Annotated in this window: 15 protein-coding genes; 13 read left to right on the top strand and 2 right to left on the bottom strand. The window is 67.9% G+C overall.

All coding sequences use genetic code 11. The features are described 5' to 3' along the window. The first annotated feature begins 85 nt into the window (after nucleotides 1–85). The 7 genes from AAHH99_RS06905 to AAHH99_RS06875 all read left to right on the top strand — a co-directional run bounded on the left by AAHH99_RS06905 (nucleotide 86) and on the right by AAHH99_RS06875 (nucleotide 7172). A complete protein-coding gene (locus AAHH99_RS06905) occupies nucleotides 86–415 on the top strand; it encodes an ArsR/SmtB family transcription factor (RefSeq protein WP_164673997.1) in 330 nt (109 codons plus the stop codon). 114 nt (nucleotides 416–529) lie between these two features. Further along, entirely contained in the window at nucleotides 530–1390 is an 861-nt protein-coding gene (locus AAHH99_RS06900; protein ID WP_418767998.1) for a class I SAM-dependent methyltransferase, read from the top strand. Nucleotides 1391–1457: 67 nt separating this feature from the next. Further along, nucleotides 1458–4292 carry a BTAD domain-containing putative transcriptional regulator gene (locus tag AAHH99_RS06895; protein WP_418769540.1) on the top strand — a complete coding sequence of 945 codons (2835 nt, stop codon included), beginning with the start codon at nucleotides 1458–1460 and terminating at the stop codon, nucleotides 4290–4292. Nucleotides 4293–4628: 336 nt separating this feature from the next. Next, nucleotides 4629–5306, top strand: a complete 678-nt coding sequence (locus tag AAHH99_RS06890) for an energy-coupling factor ABC transporter permease (RefSeq protein ID WP_418769539.1) — start codon at nucleotides 4629–4631, stop codon at nucleotides 5304–5306. Continuing rightward, entirely contained in the window at nucleotides 5303–5659 is a 357-nt protein-coding gene (locus tag AAHH99_RS06885) for a PDGLE domain-containing protein (protein ID WP_418767997.1), read from the top strand. The genes AAHH99_RS06890 and AAHH99_RS06885 overlap by 4 nt, the downstream gene beginning before the upstream one ends. Before the next feature lie 2 nt (nucleotides 5660–5661). Beyond that, on the top strand, nucleotides 5662–6435 hold the full coding sequence (cbiQ, locus tag AAHH99_RS06880; protein WP_418767996.1) for a cobalt ECF transporter T component CbiQ: 774 nt from the start codon (nucleotides 5662–5664) through the stop codon (nucleotides 6433–6435). Next, on the top strand, nucleotides 6432–7172 hold the full coding sequence (locus AAHH99_RS06875) for an energy-coupling factor ABC transporter ATP-binding protein (RefSeq protein WP_418767995.1): 741 nt from the start codon (nucleotides 6432–6434) through the stop codon (nucleotides 7170–7172). Before cbiQ ends, AAHH99_RS06875 begins: the two co-directional genes overlap by 4 nt. Before the next feature lie 56 nt (nucleotides 7173–7228). Here the strand turns inward: AAHH99_RS06875 and mtr are convergent, their stop codons facing one another. Both mtr and AAHH99_RS06865 read right to left on the bottom strand, forming a co-directional pair. After that, a complete protein-coding gene (gene mtr / locus AAHH99_RS06870; RefSeq protein ID WP_418767994.1) occupies nucleotides 7229–8644 on the bottom strand; it encodes a mycothione reductase in 1416 nt (471 codons plus the stop codon). Continuing rightward, nucleotides 8641–9618 carry an alpha/beta hydrolase gene (locus AAHH99_RS06865; protein ID WP_418769538.1) on the bottom strand — a complete coding sequence of 326 codons (978 nt, stop codon included), beginning with the start codon at nucleotides 9616–9618 and terminating at the stop codon, nucleotides 8641–8643. Before AAHH99_RS06865 ends, mtr begins: the two co-directional genes overlap by 4 nt. 211 nt (nucleotides 9619–9829) lie before the next feature. On the opposite strand from AAHH99_RS06865, the gene mqo reads away from it, so the two are divergent. The 6 genes from mqo to cobA all read left to right on the top strand — a co-directional run bounded on the left by mqo (nucleotide 9830) and on the right by cobA (nucleotide 16968). Further along, the gene (gene mqo / locus AAHH99_RS06860; RefSeq protein ID WP_418767993.1) at nucleotides 9830–11329 is read left to right on the top strand and encodes a malate dehydrogenase (quinone); all 1500 of its coding nucleotides are present in this window, start codon (nucleotides 9830–9832) and stop codon (nucleotides 11327–11329) included. Next, nucleotides 11326–11772: a GNAT family N-acetyltransferase gene (locus AAHH99_RS06855; protein WP_418767992.1), complete on the top strand. Its 447-nt coding sequence runs from the start codon at nucleotides 11326–11328 to the stop codon at nucleotides 11770–11772. Before mqo ends, AAHH99_RS06855 begins: the two co-directional genes overlap by 4 nt. Then, the gene (locus AAHH99_RS06850) at nucleotides 11769–13631 is read left to right on the top strand and encodes a magnesium chelatase subunit D family protein (protein WP_418767991.1); all 1863 of its coding nucleotides are present in this window, start codon (nucleotides 11769–11771) and stop codon (nucleotides 13629–13631) included. Before AAHH99_RS06855 ends, AAHH99_RS06850 begins: the two co-directional genes overlap by 4 nt. 31 nt (nucleotides 13632–13662) lie before the next feature. After that, entirely contained in the window at nucleotides 13663–14277 is a 615-nt protein-coding gene (gene cobO, locus AAHH99_RS06845) for a cob(I)yrinic acid a,c-diamide adenosyltransferase (protein WP_418767990.1), read from the top strand. Between the two features lie 76 nt (nucleotides 14278–14353). After that, nucleotides 14354–15766, top strand: a complete 1413-nt coding sequence (locus AAHH99_RS06840) for a cobyrinate a,c-diamide synthase (RefSeq protein WP_418767989.1) — start codon at nucleotides 14354–14356, stop codon at nucleotides 15764–15766. Next, entirely contained in the window at nucleotides 15763–16968 is a 1206-nt protein-coding gene (gene cobA / locus AAHH99_RS06835) for a uroporphyrinogen-III C-methyltransferase (protein WP_418767988.1), read from the top strand. The genes AAHH99_RS06840 and cobA overlap by 4 nt, the downstream gene beginning before the upstream one ends. Nucleotides 16969–16990: the final 22 nt, after the last annotated feature.

Genomic DNA, 16990 nt, shown 5'->3' with positions numbered 1-16990 from the left:
CGGCACACGACACGCCGCCGAATTCTCGACATCCGCGCACGCTCGTGCGCCCGCGAGCGTGCACATCGGCGCTACATTGAGTCCCGTGAACGAGCCAGTCGGCCAGGTGGACGTCGAACGCGCTGCGTCGGCGCTTGCCGACGTGGACACCGCCAGCTGGACACAGCGGTTCGACCTGCTGTCGGACCCGCACCGGCTGGAGATTCTGCTCACCCTGCATCGGGTGCCGGGGATCCGCGTCGGAGACCTCGCAGCGGCGCTGGGCCGCTCGGAAAACGCCGTCTCCCAAGCGCTTCGCGTACTGCGCCAGCAGGGCTGGGTCAGCGCGACTCGGGTGGGACGGGCCGTCAGCTACCGCCTCGACGACGAGATCGTGCACGACCTGCTGCACTGGATCGGCGCCCGGCACGGTTGACTCCTGACCAGGGCATTTCACGATTTCCGAATCGCCATTTCACACCCTCGACCGATCGTCGGAACCGTCAGAATGAACATGCTCGGCGGATGACGGGCAGAGAGACCGAGGCGCATGACCATGAAGAACACCCTCGACAACACGACCGAGCACGACGCGGACCGCGCACTGAAGGCCAAGCACCGGGCGCTGTGGGCCTCGGGTGACTACCCGGCCGTTGCCGCCGAGTTGATTCCCCAGCTGGGCCCTGAACTGGTGCGCGCCTGCGGGGTCCGCGCTGGCGACCGCGTGCTCGACGTCGCCGCGGGCTCCGGCAACGCGGCCGTCCCGGCCGCCACGGCGGGTGCGACCGTCACGGCAAGTGACCTCACCCCGGAGTTGTTCACGGCCGGGCGCGCGATCGCCGACCGGCAGGGAGTCCAGATCGAATGGGTCGAAGCTGACGCCGAGGCGATGCCGTTTGCCGACAACAGCTTTGACGTCGTCATGTCGTGCGTCGGAGCGATGTTCGCACCGCACCATCAGGCCGCCGCCGATGAACTGTTGCGGGTGTGCCGGCCGGGCGGAACCATCGGAATGATCAATTGGACTCCAGACGGGTTCATCGGCAACCTGTTCACAACGATGAAGCCCTACGCGCCGCCTCCGCCGCCCGGTGCGAGCCCCGCACCGCTGTGGGGAGACGAAGCGCATGTGCAGTCGCTGTTCGCCGACCGGGTGACCGATCTGCGGATGCAGCGGCACACCGTCCGAATGGATCACTGCGCGAGCCCGCTCGAGTTCAGGGAGTACTGGAAGCGCAACTACGGGCCAACGATCGCCACCTATGCGTTCAACGCCGGTGAGCCACAGCGGATCGCCGACCTCGACCGTGACTTCCTGCGGTTCCTCACCGACTGGCCCCGCTCGGCGGCCAACGCGTATGACGCCGAGTATTTGCTGGTCACTGCCACCAAGGCGGCACCGGGGCGCTGATTGTCCGTACTTGACGAATAGCCCGGACACCCGCTGCGGCCTGGTGAAAGCTGTGAGCGTGACGGTGATGTTCCGGCTGCTCGGCGACATCGGGGCCGACATCGACGGTGAACGCGTCGACGTCGGGCACGCGCGACAGCGTGCGGTTCTCGTCGCGATGCTGATCGACCTCAACCGCCCGGTCCCGTCCGACCAGCTGATCTATCGCGTGTGGGCCGACGAGCCGCCCTACCGCGCGCGTAACGCCCTGGCCGCCTACGTGTCCCGGTTGCGGGCGGTCATCGGGCACAGCGGAGGCGTCGATATCAAGCGGGAGTCCGGCGGCTACATCCTGCTGGCCGACCCGATGACCGTCGACCTGTACCGTTTCAGCCACCTGACCAACCAGGCGCGCGCCGCGGTGGACCCCGTCGAAGCCGACGAGCTGTTCGCCCGAGCGCTGCAGCTCTGGCGTGGCAGCCCGTTCGTCACGCTGGACACCCCATGGCTGAACGAGGTCAGAAACTCCCTGCACGCCGAACGGCTGGTCGTGGCACTGGATCGCAACGACACCGCGTTGCGCGTCGGCCGCCACGCCGAGTTGCTCCCCGAACTGACCACGATGCTGGCCGAGCACCCGCTCGACGAGCGGTTGGCCGCGCAGCTGATGTTGGCGCAGTACCGGTGTGGCCGTCAGGCCGACGCACTCGAGACGTTCCGCGCAATGCGTGAACGGCTCGTCGACGAGCTGGGCGCCGATCCGAGTCCGGCGCTGCAACAGGTGCATATGCAGCTTCTAGAGGGTGATCCGGAGCGCGTGGCTCCGCCGGCCGCAGCACCCGCGGCCGTCAGCGCGCGGCCCCGGATGAACCTTCCGCGGCGGAGCACCAGTTTCATCGGCCGCGACGACGACGTCGCGCACGTACTGGACGTCTTGCGTGAACGTTCACTCGTGACGCTGACCGGGGTCGGCGGTGTAGGTAAGACGCGACTGGCCCTCGAGGCCGCCGTTAGGGCCGAAGCGCGCTTCACCGACGGCGTCACGCTCGTCGAGCTCGCACCGCTGGATGACGGTGCCGCCGTTGGTCATACCGTGGCGGCCGCGCTTCACCTGCAGCAACGCCATGGGCTCGGCATCGAAGAAACAGTGATCGATTACCTGCGAACAAAAAACCTGCTGCTGGTTCTGGACAACTGCGAACACCTGCTCGACCCGGTCGCGCGGCTGACCGACTCGATCGTCGCCAATTGCCCCGACGTGCTTGTCCTGGCCACCAGTCGAGAAGCGATCGGCGTTGATGGGGAACACATCTGGCCGATTTCGCCGCTGTCGCTCGACGAGGCCACCGAGTTGTTCGCCGATCGGGCCAGGGCGAGCCGGCACGATTTCGCCTTGGAAGACGAGCCCGTGGGCGCCGTCGCAGAAATCTGTCGACGCGTCGACGGTCTGCCGCTGGCGATCGAACTGGCGGCCGCGCGGATGCGGGCGATGAGCAGTCTGGATGTCGCGCGCCGGTTGGACGGGTTGCGATTACTCAGGGGCGGGACGCGCGGAAGCCCACGTCAACAGAGCCTTCTTGCGACGATCGAGTGGTCTTATCGTTTGTTGACCGACGCGGAACAACAGCTGTTCTCCGCATTGTCGGTGTTCGCGGGTGGTTTCGATCTCGAAGCCGCGCATACCGTCTGCGGCGTCGGGGAGGAGGACGACACGCTTGACTCGATCAACGGACTCGTCGAGAAATCGATGGTCCTACGGAGGGCAGCGGCCGATCGAACACGGTACACGGTTCTCGAGATGCTGCGCGCTTACGGGCGGGACCGTCTGCAGGACAAGGGCATCGGAAAGCTGCTGGCCTCGCGACATGCGGAGTACTACACCACTCTGGCCGAAAGCGCCGCTGCCGGCATGCATGGGCCCGACGAGCGGATGTGGGTGGACAGAATGCTGCCCGACTACGACAACCTGCGGGCCGCGTTCGAGCACGCGCTCTCGGTTCAGGATGTCGACACCGCGCTGCGGTTGGTGACCTCACTACCCGAAGTCGTCCACCTACGACACAGCTACGAATCGGCAGGATGGGCCGAGCGCGTCGCCGAAGTGGCCGATCCCGCTCACCCGCTCTACACCGCGGCCGTCGGCTTCGCCGCGCGAGGCGCGTGGAACAGGGGCGAATTCGACACGGCCCGTTCGCTCGCGAAACTCGCGCAGGGGCGCACGCCGGCACGAGGCACCGCCCGCGTCGCCTATCCCGCTGATGTGCTCGCCGACGTCGCGCTCTACGAGGGCGATGCGACCGCAAGCCTGCTGCACTACGCGGCGGAGGCGAAGCGGGCACGGGATGATTCCGACCCGATTCGTCTGGTGTGGACGCTCTTCTACATTTCGATATGCCATGCCGCACTACGAGTTCCGTTCGACGGGGTGGCTGCGGCCGAGGAGGCGGTTCGCGTCGCGGACGAGACACGCAATCCGACGGCGCGGTCGATGGGTCGTTATGCACTCGGCTTGGTGCTCAAGAAATCCGAGCCGGATCGCGCGTTGCAGTTGTTCGACGAAGCCGCCGCGTCGGCCGCGTCGGTGCGGAATCTGTGGTGGTACGGCATTGCGCTGATGGAGGCCGCAGCGACCCGGGCCGTGCACAGCGAACCCGACGAGGCTGCAAGAGTTCTCGTCGACGTGCTCGATCATTGGGATCGAGTGGGGGACTGGAGCCAGCAATGGCTCAACCTGCGCTACGTGACCCGATTCCTCGACCGCATCGGAGCCGACGACGATGCGCTCGCACTTCACCAGGCGCTGACCGCCGCCGGCAAGGAGTCGCCGCTCGGCGACGTTCGCGTCAACCACGGGCAACGCCGTCTGACTGGCGTCGAGGCGGTCGAACTGGCCAGGGCGACCCTCCTGCGTTGCTGCCGATAACCGTGTGAACAGCGGGTTTCACGATCCGTCAAGGAAGACGGAAACCGCGCGCGCGACGGTGATGACGTAACAGTTCGCGGGAACGGCCCGCGGGCGAATGCGAAGGAGAAACATCATGGGAACAGTGCTCAACCGGGCGATCGCCGCGACGTTGCTGTCCGCGGCCCTCGCGACGCCGGCAGTCGCCGGTCTCACCGCAGGTACTGCCGCAGCCAAGCCGGGCCATCATGCCCGCCCGGTCCCGCCGAAGGCCAAAGCTCGCATGAACACCTGTTCAGCTAGACAGGTGTTGCATGCGAGTTTTAGGCTCGCGGGGTGACCTCTTCGTACGTTGCGATGCACATGAGCGACGGCATCGTCAACGCCCCGACCTCCGTCGTCTTCGGCGTCATCGCTGTCGCCGCAGTCGCGCTCTGCGCGACCAAAGCGCGCAACGAACTCGACGAGCGCACGGTGCCGCTGGCAGGCCTCGTCGCCGCGTTCATCTTCGCCGTCCAGTTGATCAACTTCCCGATCCTGCCGGGGGTCAGCGGTCACCTGCTCGGCGGGGCGCTCGCCGCGATCCTGGTCGGCCCCTACACCGGGGCGCTGTGCATCGCCATCGTGCTGGTGGTCCAGGCGCTGCTGTTCGCCGACGGCGGGGTCACCGCGCTGGGCACCAACATCGTCAACATGGCGGTGATCGGTGTCGCGGCCGGCTATCTGACCGCCGTCCTGCTCTACACCATGGTCAGGAAGCGCGCCGAAGTACCAGTGGCCGGCCTGGGCGTGATCGCCTTCGTCGCTGCGCTGATCGGGACCATCTGTGCGGCAATGGGCTTCGTCGTCGAGTACGCGATCGGCGGCGCGGCCACCACGTCAATGGGCGCGGTGACGGGCTACATGCTCGGCACCCATGCGCTGATCGGCGTGGGAGAGGGCGTCATCACAGCGGTCACCGTGATGGCTGTCGCGCGTTCGCGTCCCGACCTCGTCTACCTGTTGCGCCGGACCCGACAGGAGGTCGCGGCATGAGGTCGCGCTGGCAGTTCTTGGCGGGTTTCGCGGTCGTCACGTTGCTGATCGCGGGGGTGGTGTCGTACTTCGCCAGCTCGAGCCCCGACGGGCTCGACTCGACGACGCTGCGCGGGTGCGAGGTCGTCGAGACCGCCGAGGGCGAGGAACTCACCGGAGAGTGCATAGCCCAGCACGCCGAGGAGCACAGCCTGGCGGCCTCCCCGCTCGCCGACTACGCCGTCGGCGGACGCGACGGCACCGGCGGCATCGCCGGGATCGTCGGCGTGCTCGCGACGCTCGTCGTCGCAGGATCGGTGTTCTGGTTGATCGCGCGGAGCCGCAGGGCGACCGACCGCAGCGGATCGGGCTGATCGTGGGCGCGGGCGCTCACCCCCTCTACCGGCACGACGACTCCATCGTGCATCGCGCCCCCGCCGAGGTGAAGGTCGTCTGCCTCGTGGTGTTCGTACTCGCGGTCGTCGCGACCCCGCGGGAGATGTTCTGGCCCTTCGTCGTCTACGCGGTGATCGTCGTCGGCATCTGGCGTCTCGCGCACATTCCGCTGCGGTGGGTCCTGCCGCGGATGCTGATCGAAGCGCCGTTCCTCGTCCTGGCCGTGCTGCTGCCGTTCGCCGAGGGCAGCGAACGAATCGACGTTGCGGGAGTGGCGCTTTCGGTCAGCGGGTTGTGGGCGGCATGGGGCATCGTCATCAAGGGCACGCTCGGGGTCGCGGCGGCACTGACCGTGGCCGCCACCACGTCGACGACAGAGCTGCCCACCGCGCTGGGTCGGCTCGGTGTGCCCGCGATCGCGACGTCTGTGCTTGTGCTGATGATCCGCTACGTCGACCTGCTGACCGCCGAGGCCGGCCGGATGCGCATGGCGCGCATATCGCGTGGCGATTCACCGCGCGTCCTGCATCAGGCCGGTGCGATCGCGAGGGGTATCGGTGCGCTGTTCCTGCGGTCCTACGAACGCGGTGAACGAGTCTACGTCGCGATGCTGTCGCGCGGGTTCGACGGCAACGCACCGGATCTGGCCGTGATCGGTGCGCCACCGCGCGCGGTCGCGTCGCAGTGGGTGATCGTGATGGCTCCGGCCGCGGCCGCGGTGGCGGTTTCCGCGTCGGCGTGGGTGCTGCGATGAACGCGATCACGATCGAGGGTCTGCGCCACGTCTACCCGGACGGCCACGTCGCCCTCGACGGTGTCGACCTGACCGTGCGTGGCGGCGAACGCATCGCCGTGCTGGGCCCCAACGGCGCGGGCAAGACCACGCTGATGCTGCACCTCAACGGCGTGCTGACCGCGACGTCGGGTTCGGTGCGCATCGCCGATGTCGCGCTGACCCGCAAGACGCTTCACGACGTGCGCAGGCGCGTGGGCCTGGTCTTCCAGGACCCCGACGACCAATTGTTCATGCCGACGGTCGCCCAGGATGTGGCATTCGGTCCCGCCAACTTCGGCTTGCGCGGTGACGCGCTGGCCGACCGGGTGCGAGAAGCGCTTCAGACGGTGTCTCTGACCGAGGAGGCCGACCGCAGCCCCACCCACCTGTCGGCGGGCCAGCGTCGCCGTGCGGCGTTGGCGACCGTGCTGGCTTGCCGACCCGACATCCTCGTGCTCGACGAACCGTCGGCGAACCTCGATCCCGTCGCTCGCCGGGAACTGGCCGAGACGTTGTCCGCGCTGAACTCCACGATGTTGATCGTCACGCACGACCTGCCCTACGCCGCCCAGCTGTGCGAGCGGGCGGTCGTGATGGACCGCGGCGTGATCGTCGCCGACCGGCCCATCCGGGAGATCCTCGCCGACACCGAACTGCTTGCCGCGCACCGGCTCGAGCTGCCGTGGGGTTTCGAGGTGCCCACCCGCCCGCCCTGACTTGTGCACATCGAGGAGCGTTGAGCGCTCCCAGATGTGCACAAATCGCCGGGAAGTCAGTGTCGTCGGGACGGCGGCCACGGCGGCTCGCCACACAGCGCCAGCAATGCGTTCTCGACAACCTCCGGCAGGGCGGGGTGAATCCAGTACTGCCCGCGCGCCATCTCCTGCGCGGGCAGGTCGAACGCCATGCCCTGGACGACCGGCTGGATCAGCGATGACGCCTGATGGCCCATGATGTGCGCACCGAGGAGCAGCCCGGTGTCGTCGTCGACGATGAGTTTGGCAATACCCGCGGTGTCCTCCATCGCCCACCCGTAGGCGACGTCGGCGTAATCCTGGATCTTCACCCGGATCCGGAAACCCTGTGCGCGCGCCTCGTTCTCGGTCAACCCGACGCTGGCGATCTGTGGGTCGGTAAAGACCGCCGACGGGACATGGCGGTGGTTGGCAGGCATGAGCGCGTCCGTGTCGTCCCAGTCCTGCAGGAGGTTGTGTTTGACGACGCGCGCTTCGTGGTTGGCCACATGCTTGAGCTGGAAGTCCGACGAGACGTCACCGAGCGCGAAAATGCCGCGGGCGGTGGTGCGTTGATATTCGTCGACGACGACCTGTCCGCTTGCGGTCACCTTCACACCGGCGTGCTCTGCGTCGAGCAGGTCGCCGTTGGGGACGCGACCAGTCGCGACCAGCAGGACGTCACCGCGCAGTTTCGAGCCGTCGTGACAGGTGACTTCGACGCCGCCGTCGACCTCGCGGGCGTCGGCGAGCTCGTGATGGTTGCGCACCTCCCACTTCTTGGCGGCGATGTCGGTGAAGCGCATCGCGATGTCGTCGTCATGGCCGCGCAGCAGTGTGCTGCCGCGGATCAGCAGCGTGATCCTGCTGCCGAGCGACGAGAAGATGTGGGCGAATTCGCAAGCGACATAACCACCGCCGACGATGATCAAGTGCTCGGGCAGATCGGTGATCCGCATGATCGTGTCGCTGGTGTGGTACGGCGCACCGCATTCGGTGACCGCGTCGGGTACCACCGCGCGGGAACCGGCCGCGATCACCACCTGGTCGGCGGTGAACTCATCGCCGTCGTCGGTGCGCAGCCAGTACCGGCCGTCGGGTCTCGTGGGCGCAAACATGGTGTGGCTGGAGAACACCTGCACATTCGGTGAGGAGCGGCGGTAGTTCTCTCCCGCGACGGCCAACGGGTCGATCCGTCCGAACACCCGCGAGACGATGTCGGGCCATCGCACCGCGTCGATGTGCGCGTCGACGCCGTATCGCGCCGCGTCCCTGACGTTGTCGGCGATGCCTGCCGCGTAGACGAACATCTTCGTCGGGATGCAACCGACATTGAGGCAGGTTCCGCCGAACACACTCTGCTCGCAGATCGCGATCTTCTTGTCGATGTAGCGCTCGTCGAGGATCGAGTTACCCGAGCCGGTTCCGATGATCGCGATGTCGAAGTGCGTCATGATGACCAGCCTCCTGGGGATCGGGTGACGGCAGAGCCGCGGCCGGCCGGGTCGAGGTACCAGTCCAGCCACCGGTCCAGTTCGCCGTAGGCGGCCCGCCGTGCCTCGGGTACCGACAGGAACACGTCGTGCTTGGCGTCGACGATCGGCACGATCGTGGTCCGGTTGCCGATGCATCCGGCCCACCGGGCGATCTGTTTGACGTCGAGCACCGCATCGCCCTTCTGAATCGCGTCCGGGTCCTTCACCTCGCGCACGCTGCGGTCCGAGCGCAGGACGAGGTTGGGCACACCCACGTCGAGACCGCGGTGCAGTCTCGCGTGGCCCCGGCGGATCGCGGTGATCCAGCCCGTCGTGACGGGAAAGCCGCCGACGGGCTTCCACTTCAGGTCGTAGTCGAAGTCGCCGTGGTAGTCGCGGTGCAGCGACGAACCGTAGCCACCCTCGCTCGGCGGGCGCACCACCAGCCGCTTGTTCACCCGCGAGACGGCGCCCAGTGCGGCGCGCGTCGGTGCGGCCCGAAGGATCGACGGCCCCTGTAGGTCCAGCCACGGGCTGTTCAGCACGAGGCCGCCGACGCGTTTGCGCCCGGTCCGCGCGCGGCGACGCAACCGGTCCAGCCACAGCGACACGATCAGCCCACCGGCCGAGTGCCCGTACACCAGGATCTCCGCGGGGGACACCGAACCGATGATGTCGAGTGCGCGCTCGAGTTCGACGTCGTAGCGGGCCAGGTCGGTGGTGAAGTGAGGTGTCTGGCCCTCGCGCCACGAACGCCCGCATTTGTGCAGGTCGATCGCGTAGAAGGCGAATCCGCGACCGGCGAAGTGATCGGCGAGCTCGATGTTGAAGAAGTAGTCGGTGAACCCGTGCACCAACAGCACCGCGCGCATGGCCGACCGATCCGGCTCGCCACGGCGCACCAGGGTCGCGACGAGCTCGCCCTCCCCGTCCGGGTCCGCGCCGAGGGCCATCGTGTGTTGCCAGTAGCCCGGCAGCACGTCTGCCTTCCAGTCGGGCACGACAGCAACGATAGTCGCGACAGCCGGTGCCGCCGCGTGAAGCGGCCCGATGGCGTTCCGCGCGCTGATCGCGCGGGGATTGAGAACGCCCTTTGCGGGCTAACCTGATGATCGACCATGACCGCCGCGAGCGGAAAACCGAGTCCAGTCGGGGGAACTGAGAGTGTCTGACGAACCGAGAAAGACAGACGTCGTGCTCATCGGGGCCGGCATCATGAGCGGAACGTTGGGCGCGCTGCTGCGACAGCTGGAGCCCGACTGGGACATCACACTGATCGAGCGCCTCGACGCCGCGGCCGCCGAGAGCAGCGACGCCTGGAACAACGCCGGTACCGGCCACTCGGCGCTGTGCGAGCTGAACTACACGCCGCAACAGCCCGACGGGTCGATCGACATCTCCAAGGCGGTGCGGGTCAACGAGCAGTTCCAGGTGACGCGCCAGTTCTGGGCGTACGCGGTGGAGAACGGGTTGATCAGCGATCCGCGCAGCTTCCTCAACCCGATCCCGCATGTGAGTTTCGTGCACGGCGCCGAAAGCGTGAAGTATCTGCGGCGCCGCTACGGAGCGTTGGTGACCAACCCGCTGTTCGCGCGCATGGAGTACATCGACGACGAGGACGAGTTCACCCGGCGGCTGCCGCTGATGGCCGAGAAGCGCGACTTCTCCGAACCGGTCGCGCTCAACTGGACCGAGCAGGGCACCGACGTCGACTTCGGCGCCTTGTCACGCCAGCTGCTCGGCTACGTCGCCCAGCGCGGTATGACCACATATTTCGGGCATGAGGTGCGCGATCTGGAGCAGGAGTCCGACGGTTCGTGGACGCTGAAGCTGGTCAATCTGCGCACCGGGCGAACCAGCAAGCTCAAGGCCGGCTTCGTGTTCGTCGGCGCGGGTGGCGGGGCGTTGAACCTGTTGCAGAAGGCAGGCATGAAGGAAGCCAAGAACTTCGGCGGCTTCCCGGTCAGCGGCAAGTTCCTGCGCACCGATGTCCCGCGCCTGACCGATGCGCACCAGGCCAAGGTGTACGGCCAGCCGCCGGTGGGTGCGCCGCCGATGTCGGTCCCGCACCTGGACACGCGCGTCATCAACGGCCGGTCCTGGTTGCTGTTCGGGCCGTTCGCCGGCTGGTCACCGAAATTCCTCAAACAGGGCGACGTCTCGGACCTGCCCGAATCCATCACGCTCAACAACGTCGCGTCGATGGTCAACGTCGCGCTCACCCAGTTCGGACTGCTCAAGTACCTGGTGGGCCAGCTGATGCTGTCGGACGCCGAGCGAATCGAAGCGCTACGCGAGTTCGCGCCCAGCGCAAAGGAATCCGACTGGGAGCTCAACGTGGCGGGGCAACGCGTCCAGGTCATCTGCGGTAAGAGCGGCAAGGGCGTCCTCGACTTCGGCACCACCGTGCTCACCTCCGGTGACGGCACCATCGCCGGGCTGCTCGGCGCTTCCCCGGGCGCCTCGACCGCGGTGCCCGCGATGATCGACGTGCTGCAACGCTGCTTCGCCAAGCGCTATCCGGTGTGGGAGTCCGAGATCAAGGAGATGGTGCCGTCGCTGGGACACGAGTTGTCCTCCGAGCCTGCGCTGTTCGACGAGGTGTGGTCGCACGGAACGCGGGTCCTGCGCCTCGAGGAGTCCTCGGCGGTGGCCACGGGATGACGGTTGCGCTGCGCCGCAGCTGGTCTCGAGACCTCGACGCCGCAACGCTCTACGAACTGCTCAAGCTGCGGGTCGAGGTCTTCGTCGTGGAGCAGGCCATTCCGTATCCAGAACTCGACGGCCGCGATCTTCTCGCCGAGACGCGGCACTTCTGGCTGGAAACGTCCACCGGTGAGGTGATTTCGACGCTGCGTCTGATGGAGGAGCATCCCGGCGGGCAGAAGGGCTTCCGCATCGGCCGGGTGTGCACCAAGCGTGAGGTGCGCGGGCAGGGGCACAGCACGCGGCTGCTCCAGGCCGCGCTGGCCGAGGTGGGCGACTATCCCTGCCGCATCGACTCCCAGACGTACCTGGCCGATATGTATGCCCGCCTCGGCTTCGTCCGCGACGGAGAGGAGTTCATGCAGGACGGCATTCCGCACGTCCCTATGCTGAAGCCGTGACCTATCCCTTCAGCGCGATCGTCGGCCATGACCGTCTGCGGCTGGCGCTGCTGCTGTGCGCGATCCGCCCCGACATCGGAGGGGTGCTGATCCGCGGGGAGAAGGGCACCGCGAAGTCGACGGCGGTGCGGGGCCTGGCCAAGGTGCTGGAAGCGGCGGCCGCAGCGGACAGGGCGTCGGGCACCACTGGTCAGCTGGTCGAACTGCCGATAGGCGCCACCGAGGACCGGGTGGTCGGCTCGCTGGATTTGCAGAAGGTGCTGCGTGACGGTGAGCACGCGTTCTCGCCGGGACTTCTCGCCCGAGCGCACGGCGGCGTGCTCTACGTCGACGAGGTGAACCTGCTGCACGACCATCTGGTCGACGTGCTGCTCGACGCCGCGGCGATGGGCCGGGTGCACGTCGAGCGCGACGGGGTGTCGCACAGCCATGAGGCACGCTTCGTGCTGATCGGCACGATGAATCCCGAAGAGGGCGAACTGCGTCCACAGCTGCTCGACCGGTTCGGGCTCACCGTCGACGTGCGGGCCTCGCGCGACGTCGACGTGCGCGTCGAGGTGATCCGACAACGCATGGCGTACGAGGCCGATCCCGCCGGGTTTGCCCAACGCTACGCCGAACACGACGACGAACTGGCGCGCCGTGTCGCGGCGGCCCGCGCTTCGGTCGACTCGGTTTCGTTGCCCGACACCGAATTACGTCGGATCGCGGCGTTGTGCGCGGCGTTCGACGTCGACGGCATGCGTGCCGACCTGGTGGTCGCCAGGACCGCCGTCGCGCACGCCGCGTGGCGCGGGGCCGAGGTGGTGACCGAGGAGGACATCCGGGTGGCCGCCGAACTCGCACTGCCGCACCGCCGACGCCGCGACCCGTTCGACGACCCCGGCCTCGATCCAGGTCAACTCGACGACGCGATGGCGCAGGCCGACGAGGCCACCGACGAAAACCCCGACCCCGAACCGGATCCGGAACCGCCAGGCGGTGGCGCGTCGTCGCCGCCGGAGGATGACAGCCGCGATGGGCAACCGTTGCAACGGAATTCGGGGAGTACCTCGCGTCCCAGCGCGGCACCCTCGGCGGTGTTCCGCACCCGCTCGCTGGTAGTGCCCGGTGTGGGGGAGGGGGCGCCAGGTCGCCGGTCGCGGGCGCGTAACCGTACCGGCAAGACGATCTCGGCCACGCCAGACGGCCGTACCGGTCATGGCGTGCACGTGTTCGGCACCCTGCTGGCCGCCGTGGAGAGCCAACGCAGACCCGGAGCGCCCCGGCCGCAACCGGGCGATGTGCGGCGCGCGATCCGAGAGGGCCGCGAGGGGAACCTGGTGATCTTCGTGGTCGACGCGTCGGGGTCGATGGCCGCGCGCGACCGGATGTCCGCGGTCGGGGGTGCGGCGCTGTCGCTGTTGCGCGACGCCTACCAGCGCCGCGACAAGGTCGCCGTCATCACCTTCCGCCAAAGCGACGCGAAAGTCCTGCTGCCCCCGACGTCGTCGGTGCATATCGCCAGCCGGCGCCTGGCCCGTTTCGACACCGGCGGCAAGACGCCTCTGGCGGAAGGCTTGTTGGCGGCGCGCGACCTGATCGTGAGGGAGAAGGCACGCGACCGCGCCCGACGCAGCCTCGTGGTGGTGCTGACCGACGGACGCGCCACCGGCGGTGCCGACCCCTTGGGGCGCACGCGCTCGGCCGCCGCGCGGTTGGTGGCCGAAGGCGCCGCCGCGGTCGTAGTGGACTGCGAAACGTCGTATGTGCGGTTGGGTCTGGCCGAAGAGCTCGCCGAACAACTGGACGCCCCGGCGGTGCGGCTGGCCCAGCTGCGGGCGGACAGCCTCACCGACGTGATCCGCACCGCCGCCTGAGATGGGCCACACGGAATAGGGAGAGGTACATATGCCTCAGGGTCAGCCGCTGACGGTTCCCGACGACGGGTTGACCACCCGCGCACGCCGCAACGCCCCACTGTTCGCCGTGCACACCGGTGCGGGTAAGGGCAAGTCGACCGCGGCGTTCGGCATGGCGCTGCGCGCATGGAATCAGGGCTTTGATATTGCGGTGTTTCAGTTCGTCAAGAGCGCCAAGTGGAAGGTGGGCGAGGAAGCGGCCTTCCGCGAACTCGGCAAGCTGCACGACGAGCACGGTGTCGGGGGACGGGTGCAGTGGCACAAGATGGGTTCGGGATGGTCCTGGTCGCGCAAACACGGCGACGACGTCGACCACGCCGCGGCGGCGGCCGACGGCTGGGCCGAGATCGCGCGGCGGCTCGCCGACGAACGCCACGACTTCTATGTGCTCGACGAGTTCACCTATCCGCTGAAGTGGGGCTGGATCGACGTGGACGAGGTGGTCGAGACGATCCGCTCGCGACCCGGGATGCAGCACGTCGTCGTCACCGGTCGCGACGCGCCGCAGCAGTTGCTCGATGCCGCGGATCTGGTCACCGAGATGACCAAGATCAAGCACCCGATGGACGTCGGGCGCAAGGGTCAGAAGGGCATCGAGTGGTGACGCACCGTCGCGCGAGCGTGCGCAAAGTGTCGAGAATTGGTGGCGTGTCGTGTGCACACACGCACGCTCGCGGGGAATGGGCGCCGTGACCAGGGCGACGCCTGCGGTGGTGATCGCCGCGCCCGCGTCGGGTAGCGGAAAGACCACCGTCGCAACGGGTTTGATGGGAGCGCTGCGGCGGGCGGGCCGGGCGGTCGCGCCGTTCAAGGTCGGCCCCGACTTCATCGACCCCGGCTATCACGCGCTGGCCTCGCTACGGCCCGGCCGCAACCTCGACCCCGTCCTGATGGGGGAGCACCTGATCGGCCCGTTGTTCCGGCACGGCAGCGCCCGAGCCGACATCGCGGTCATCGAAGGCGTGATGGGGCTTTTCGACGGCCGCATCACCGAGGAGTCGCGCGGCAATGCGTTCGGATCCACCGCGCATGTCGCCGCTCTGCTGGGCGCGCCGGTCGTCATGGTCGTCGACGCCCGCGGACAGAGCCACAGCATCGCCGCACTGCTGCACGGCTTTTCGACGTTCGACACCTCGGTTCGCGTCGCCGGGGTGATCCTCAACCGCGTCGGCTCGCCGCGCCACGAGGAGGTGCTGCGCCAAGCCTGCGAACACGCCGGCATCCCGGTCTTGGGTGCGATTCCCCGGTGCGACCAAATGTCTGTCCCTTCACGTCATCTGGGCTTGGTTACCGCGGTCGAACACGGCGACAGGGCGCGGGAGGCGGTGGAGGCGATGACCACGCTCGTCGGTCGCCACGTCGACCTGGGCTGGATCGCCGCGCTGGCCGACAGCAGGGTCATGGACGACCCCTGGGACGCCGAGGAGGTGACTCCCGTCGGCGGAAACGCCATGGTGGCGCTGGCGTCGGGCAGGGCGTTCAGCTTCGGTTACGCCGAACATCGCGAAGTGCTCACCGCGGCGGGCGCCGAGGTCGTCGAGTTCGACCCGCTGACCGACGCGCTGCCGTCGGGCGCCGACGCCCTCGTCGTCCCCGGCGGTTTCCCGGAGGAGTTCGTCGCCGAACTCTCGGCCAACGACGTCGCCCGCACGCAGATCAGACGACTGGCGGCGTCGGGGGCCCCCGTGCACGCCGAATGCGCGGGCCTGACCTATCTCGTCGACGACCTCGATGGTCACCCGATGTGTGGGGTGATCTCCGGCTCGGCGACGTTCACCGACCGCCTCACACTTGGCTACCGCGAGGCCGTCGTGGTGGCCGACTCGCCATTGCACTCGATCGGCGACCGGATGATGGGACACGAATTTCACCGCACCGCAGTCACTTTCAAAGACGACTACGCCCCCGCGTGGATCTTCACCGGCCAGGCCGCCGGCCGCAGGAGGGACGGTGTCGTGAACGGCGCAGTGCATGCCGGCTACCTGCACACCCACCCCGCCGCGCACCCGCGGGCGATCAGCCGCTTCGTGGCGGTGGCCGCAACCTCTAAGCTCGCGCCGATGAGCTCGCGCGAACAGGATCCGGATCAGTGATCGAGAACGCCTATCTGGTCGGTCTGCGCCTGACCGGCAGGAAAGTCGTCGTCGTAGGCGGCGGCAGTGTCGCGCAGCGCCGCTTGCCGCTTCTGGTGGCCAACGGCGCCGACGTGGTCGTGATCGCGCGCGAGGCCACGCCCGCGGTCGAGGCGATGAGTGGAATCACGCTGCAGCTGCGCGAGTTTCAACCTGGCGACCTTCAGGGCGCCTGGTACGCGATCGCGGCCACTGACGACCCGGCCGTCAACGCCACCGTCGTCGCCGAGGCCGAGGACCGCCACATCTTCTGTGTGCGCGCGGACGTGGCCGTCGAGGGCACGGCCGTCACCCCCGCATCGTTCGAGTACGAGGGGCTGTCGGTCGGTGTGCTCGCCGGCGGTGAGCACCGCCGGTCGGCGGCGATCAGGTCGGCGATCCACGAGGCCATGCAGCGCGGGCTCATCGCACCGGACAGTTCGGCGACCACCGACGTCGTACACGGCGGGGTGGCGCTCGTGGGAGGGGGACCGGGCGACCCCGAGTTGATCACCGTTCGCGGGCGTCGGCTGTTGGCGCACGCCGACGTCGTCGTCGCCGATCGCCTCGCACCGCAGGAACTGCTGGCCGAGATGCCGCCGCATGTCGAGGTCATCGACGCGTCGAAGATCCCGTACGGCCGGGCCATGGCACAGGACGCGATCAACGGCCTGCTGATCGACCGCGCGAAAGAGGGCAAGTTCGTCGTAAGGCTCAAGGGCGGCGACCCGTTCGTGTTCGCCCGCGGATATGAAGAGGTGCTGGCGTGCGCCGAGGCCGGTATCCCGGTCACCGTCGTACCCGGTGTGACCAGTGCCATAGGGGTTCCCGCGCTCGCGGGTGTGCCCGTCACCCACCGGCACGTCACGCACGAATTCGTGGTGGTGAGCGGGCATGTCGCGCCCGGGCATCCCGAATCGTTAGTGAATTGGAATGCCTTGGCCGCGCTCTCGGGCACCATCGTGTTGCTGATGGCGGTCGAACGCATCGAACTGTTCGCCGAGGCTCTGCAGGAAGGCGGACGACCTGCGAATACGCCGGTTCTGGTTGTTCAGCACGGCACCACCGCCGCACAGCGTACTTTGCGCGCGACGCTCGCCGATGTCGCAGAACGCATCCGGGAGGACGGAATTCGGCCGCCTGCGATCATCGTTATCGGGCCCGTGGCCGCCTTCGCCGGTTAAAGGGATCTTAAGATTACTGTAA

The sequence above is a fragment of the Mycobacterium neumannii genome, assembly GCF_048452905.1.
Taxonomy (GTDB): Bacteria; Actinomycetota; Actinomycetes; order Mycobacteriales; family Mycobacteriaceae; genus Mycobacterium; species Mycobacterium neumannii_B.
This window is presented reverse-complemented; position numbering and strand designations above follow the sequence as displayed.

Coding starts and splice junctions, on each gene's coding strand:
- AAHH99_RS06900 (WP_418767998.1), top strand. CDS start 530: ATGACCATGAAGAACACCCTCGACAACACGACCGAGCACGACGCGGAC.
- AAHH99_RS06895 (WP_418769540.1), top strand. CDS start 1,458: ATGTTCCGGCTGCTCGGCGACATCGGGGCCGACATCGACGGTGAACGC.
- AAHH99_RS06890 (WP_418769539.1), top strand. CDS start 4,629: ATGCACATGAGCGACGGCATCGTCAACGCCCCGACCTCCGTCGTCTTC.
- AAHH99_RS06885 (WP_418767997.1), top strand. CDS start 5,303: ATGAGGTCGCGCTGGCAGTTCTTGGCGGGTTTCGCGGTCGTCACGTTG.
- AAHH99_RS06875 (WP_418767995.1), top strand. CDS start 6,432: ATGAACGCGATCACGATCGAGGGTCTGCGCCACGTCTACCCGGACGGC.
- mtr (WP_418767994.1), bottom strand. CDS start 8,644: ATGACGCACTTCGACATCGCGATCATCGGAACCGGCTCGGGTAACTCG.
- AAHH99_RS06865 (WP_418769538.1), bottom strand. CDS start 9,618: ATGGCCCTCGGCGCGGACCCGGACGGGGAGGGCGAGCTCGTCGCGACC.
- AAHH99_RS06855 (WP_418767992.1), top strand. CDS start 11,326: ATGACGGTTGCGCTGCGCCGCAGCTGGTCTCGAGACCTCGACGCCGCA.
- cobO (WP_418767990.1), top strand. CDS start 13,663: ATGCCTCAGGGTCAGCCGCTGACGGTTCCCGACGACGGGTTGACCACC.
- AAHH99_RS06840 (WP_418767989.1), top strand. CDS start 14,354: ATGGGCGCCGTGACCAGGGCGACGCCTGCGGTGGTGATCGCCGCGCCC.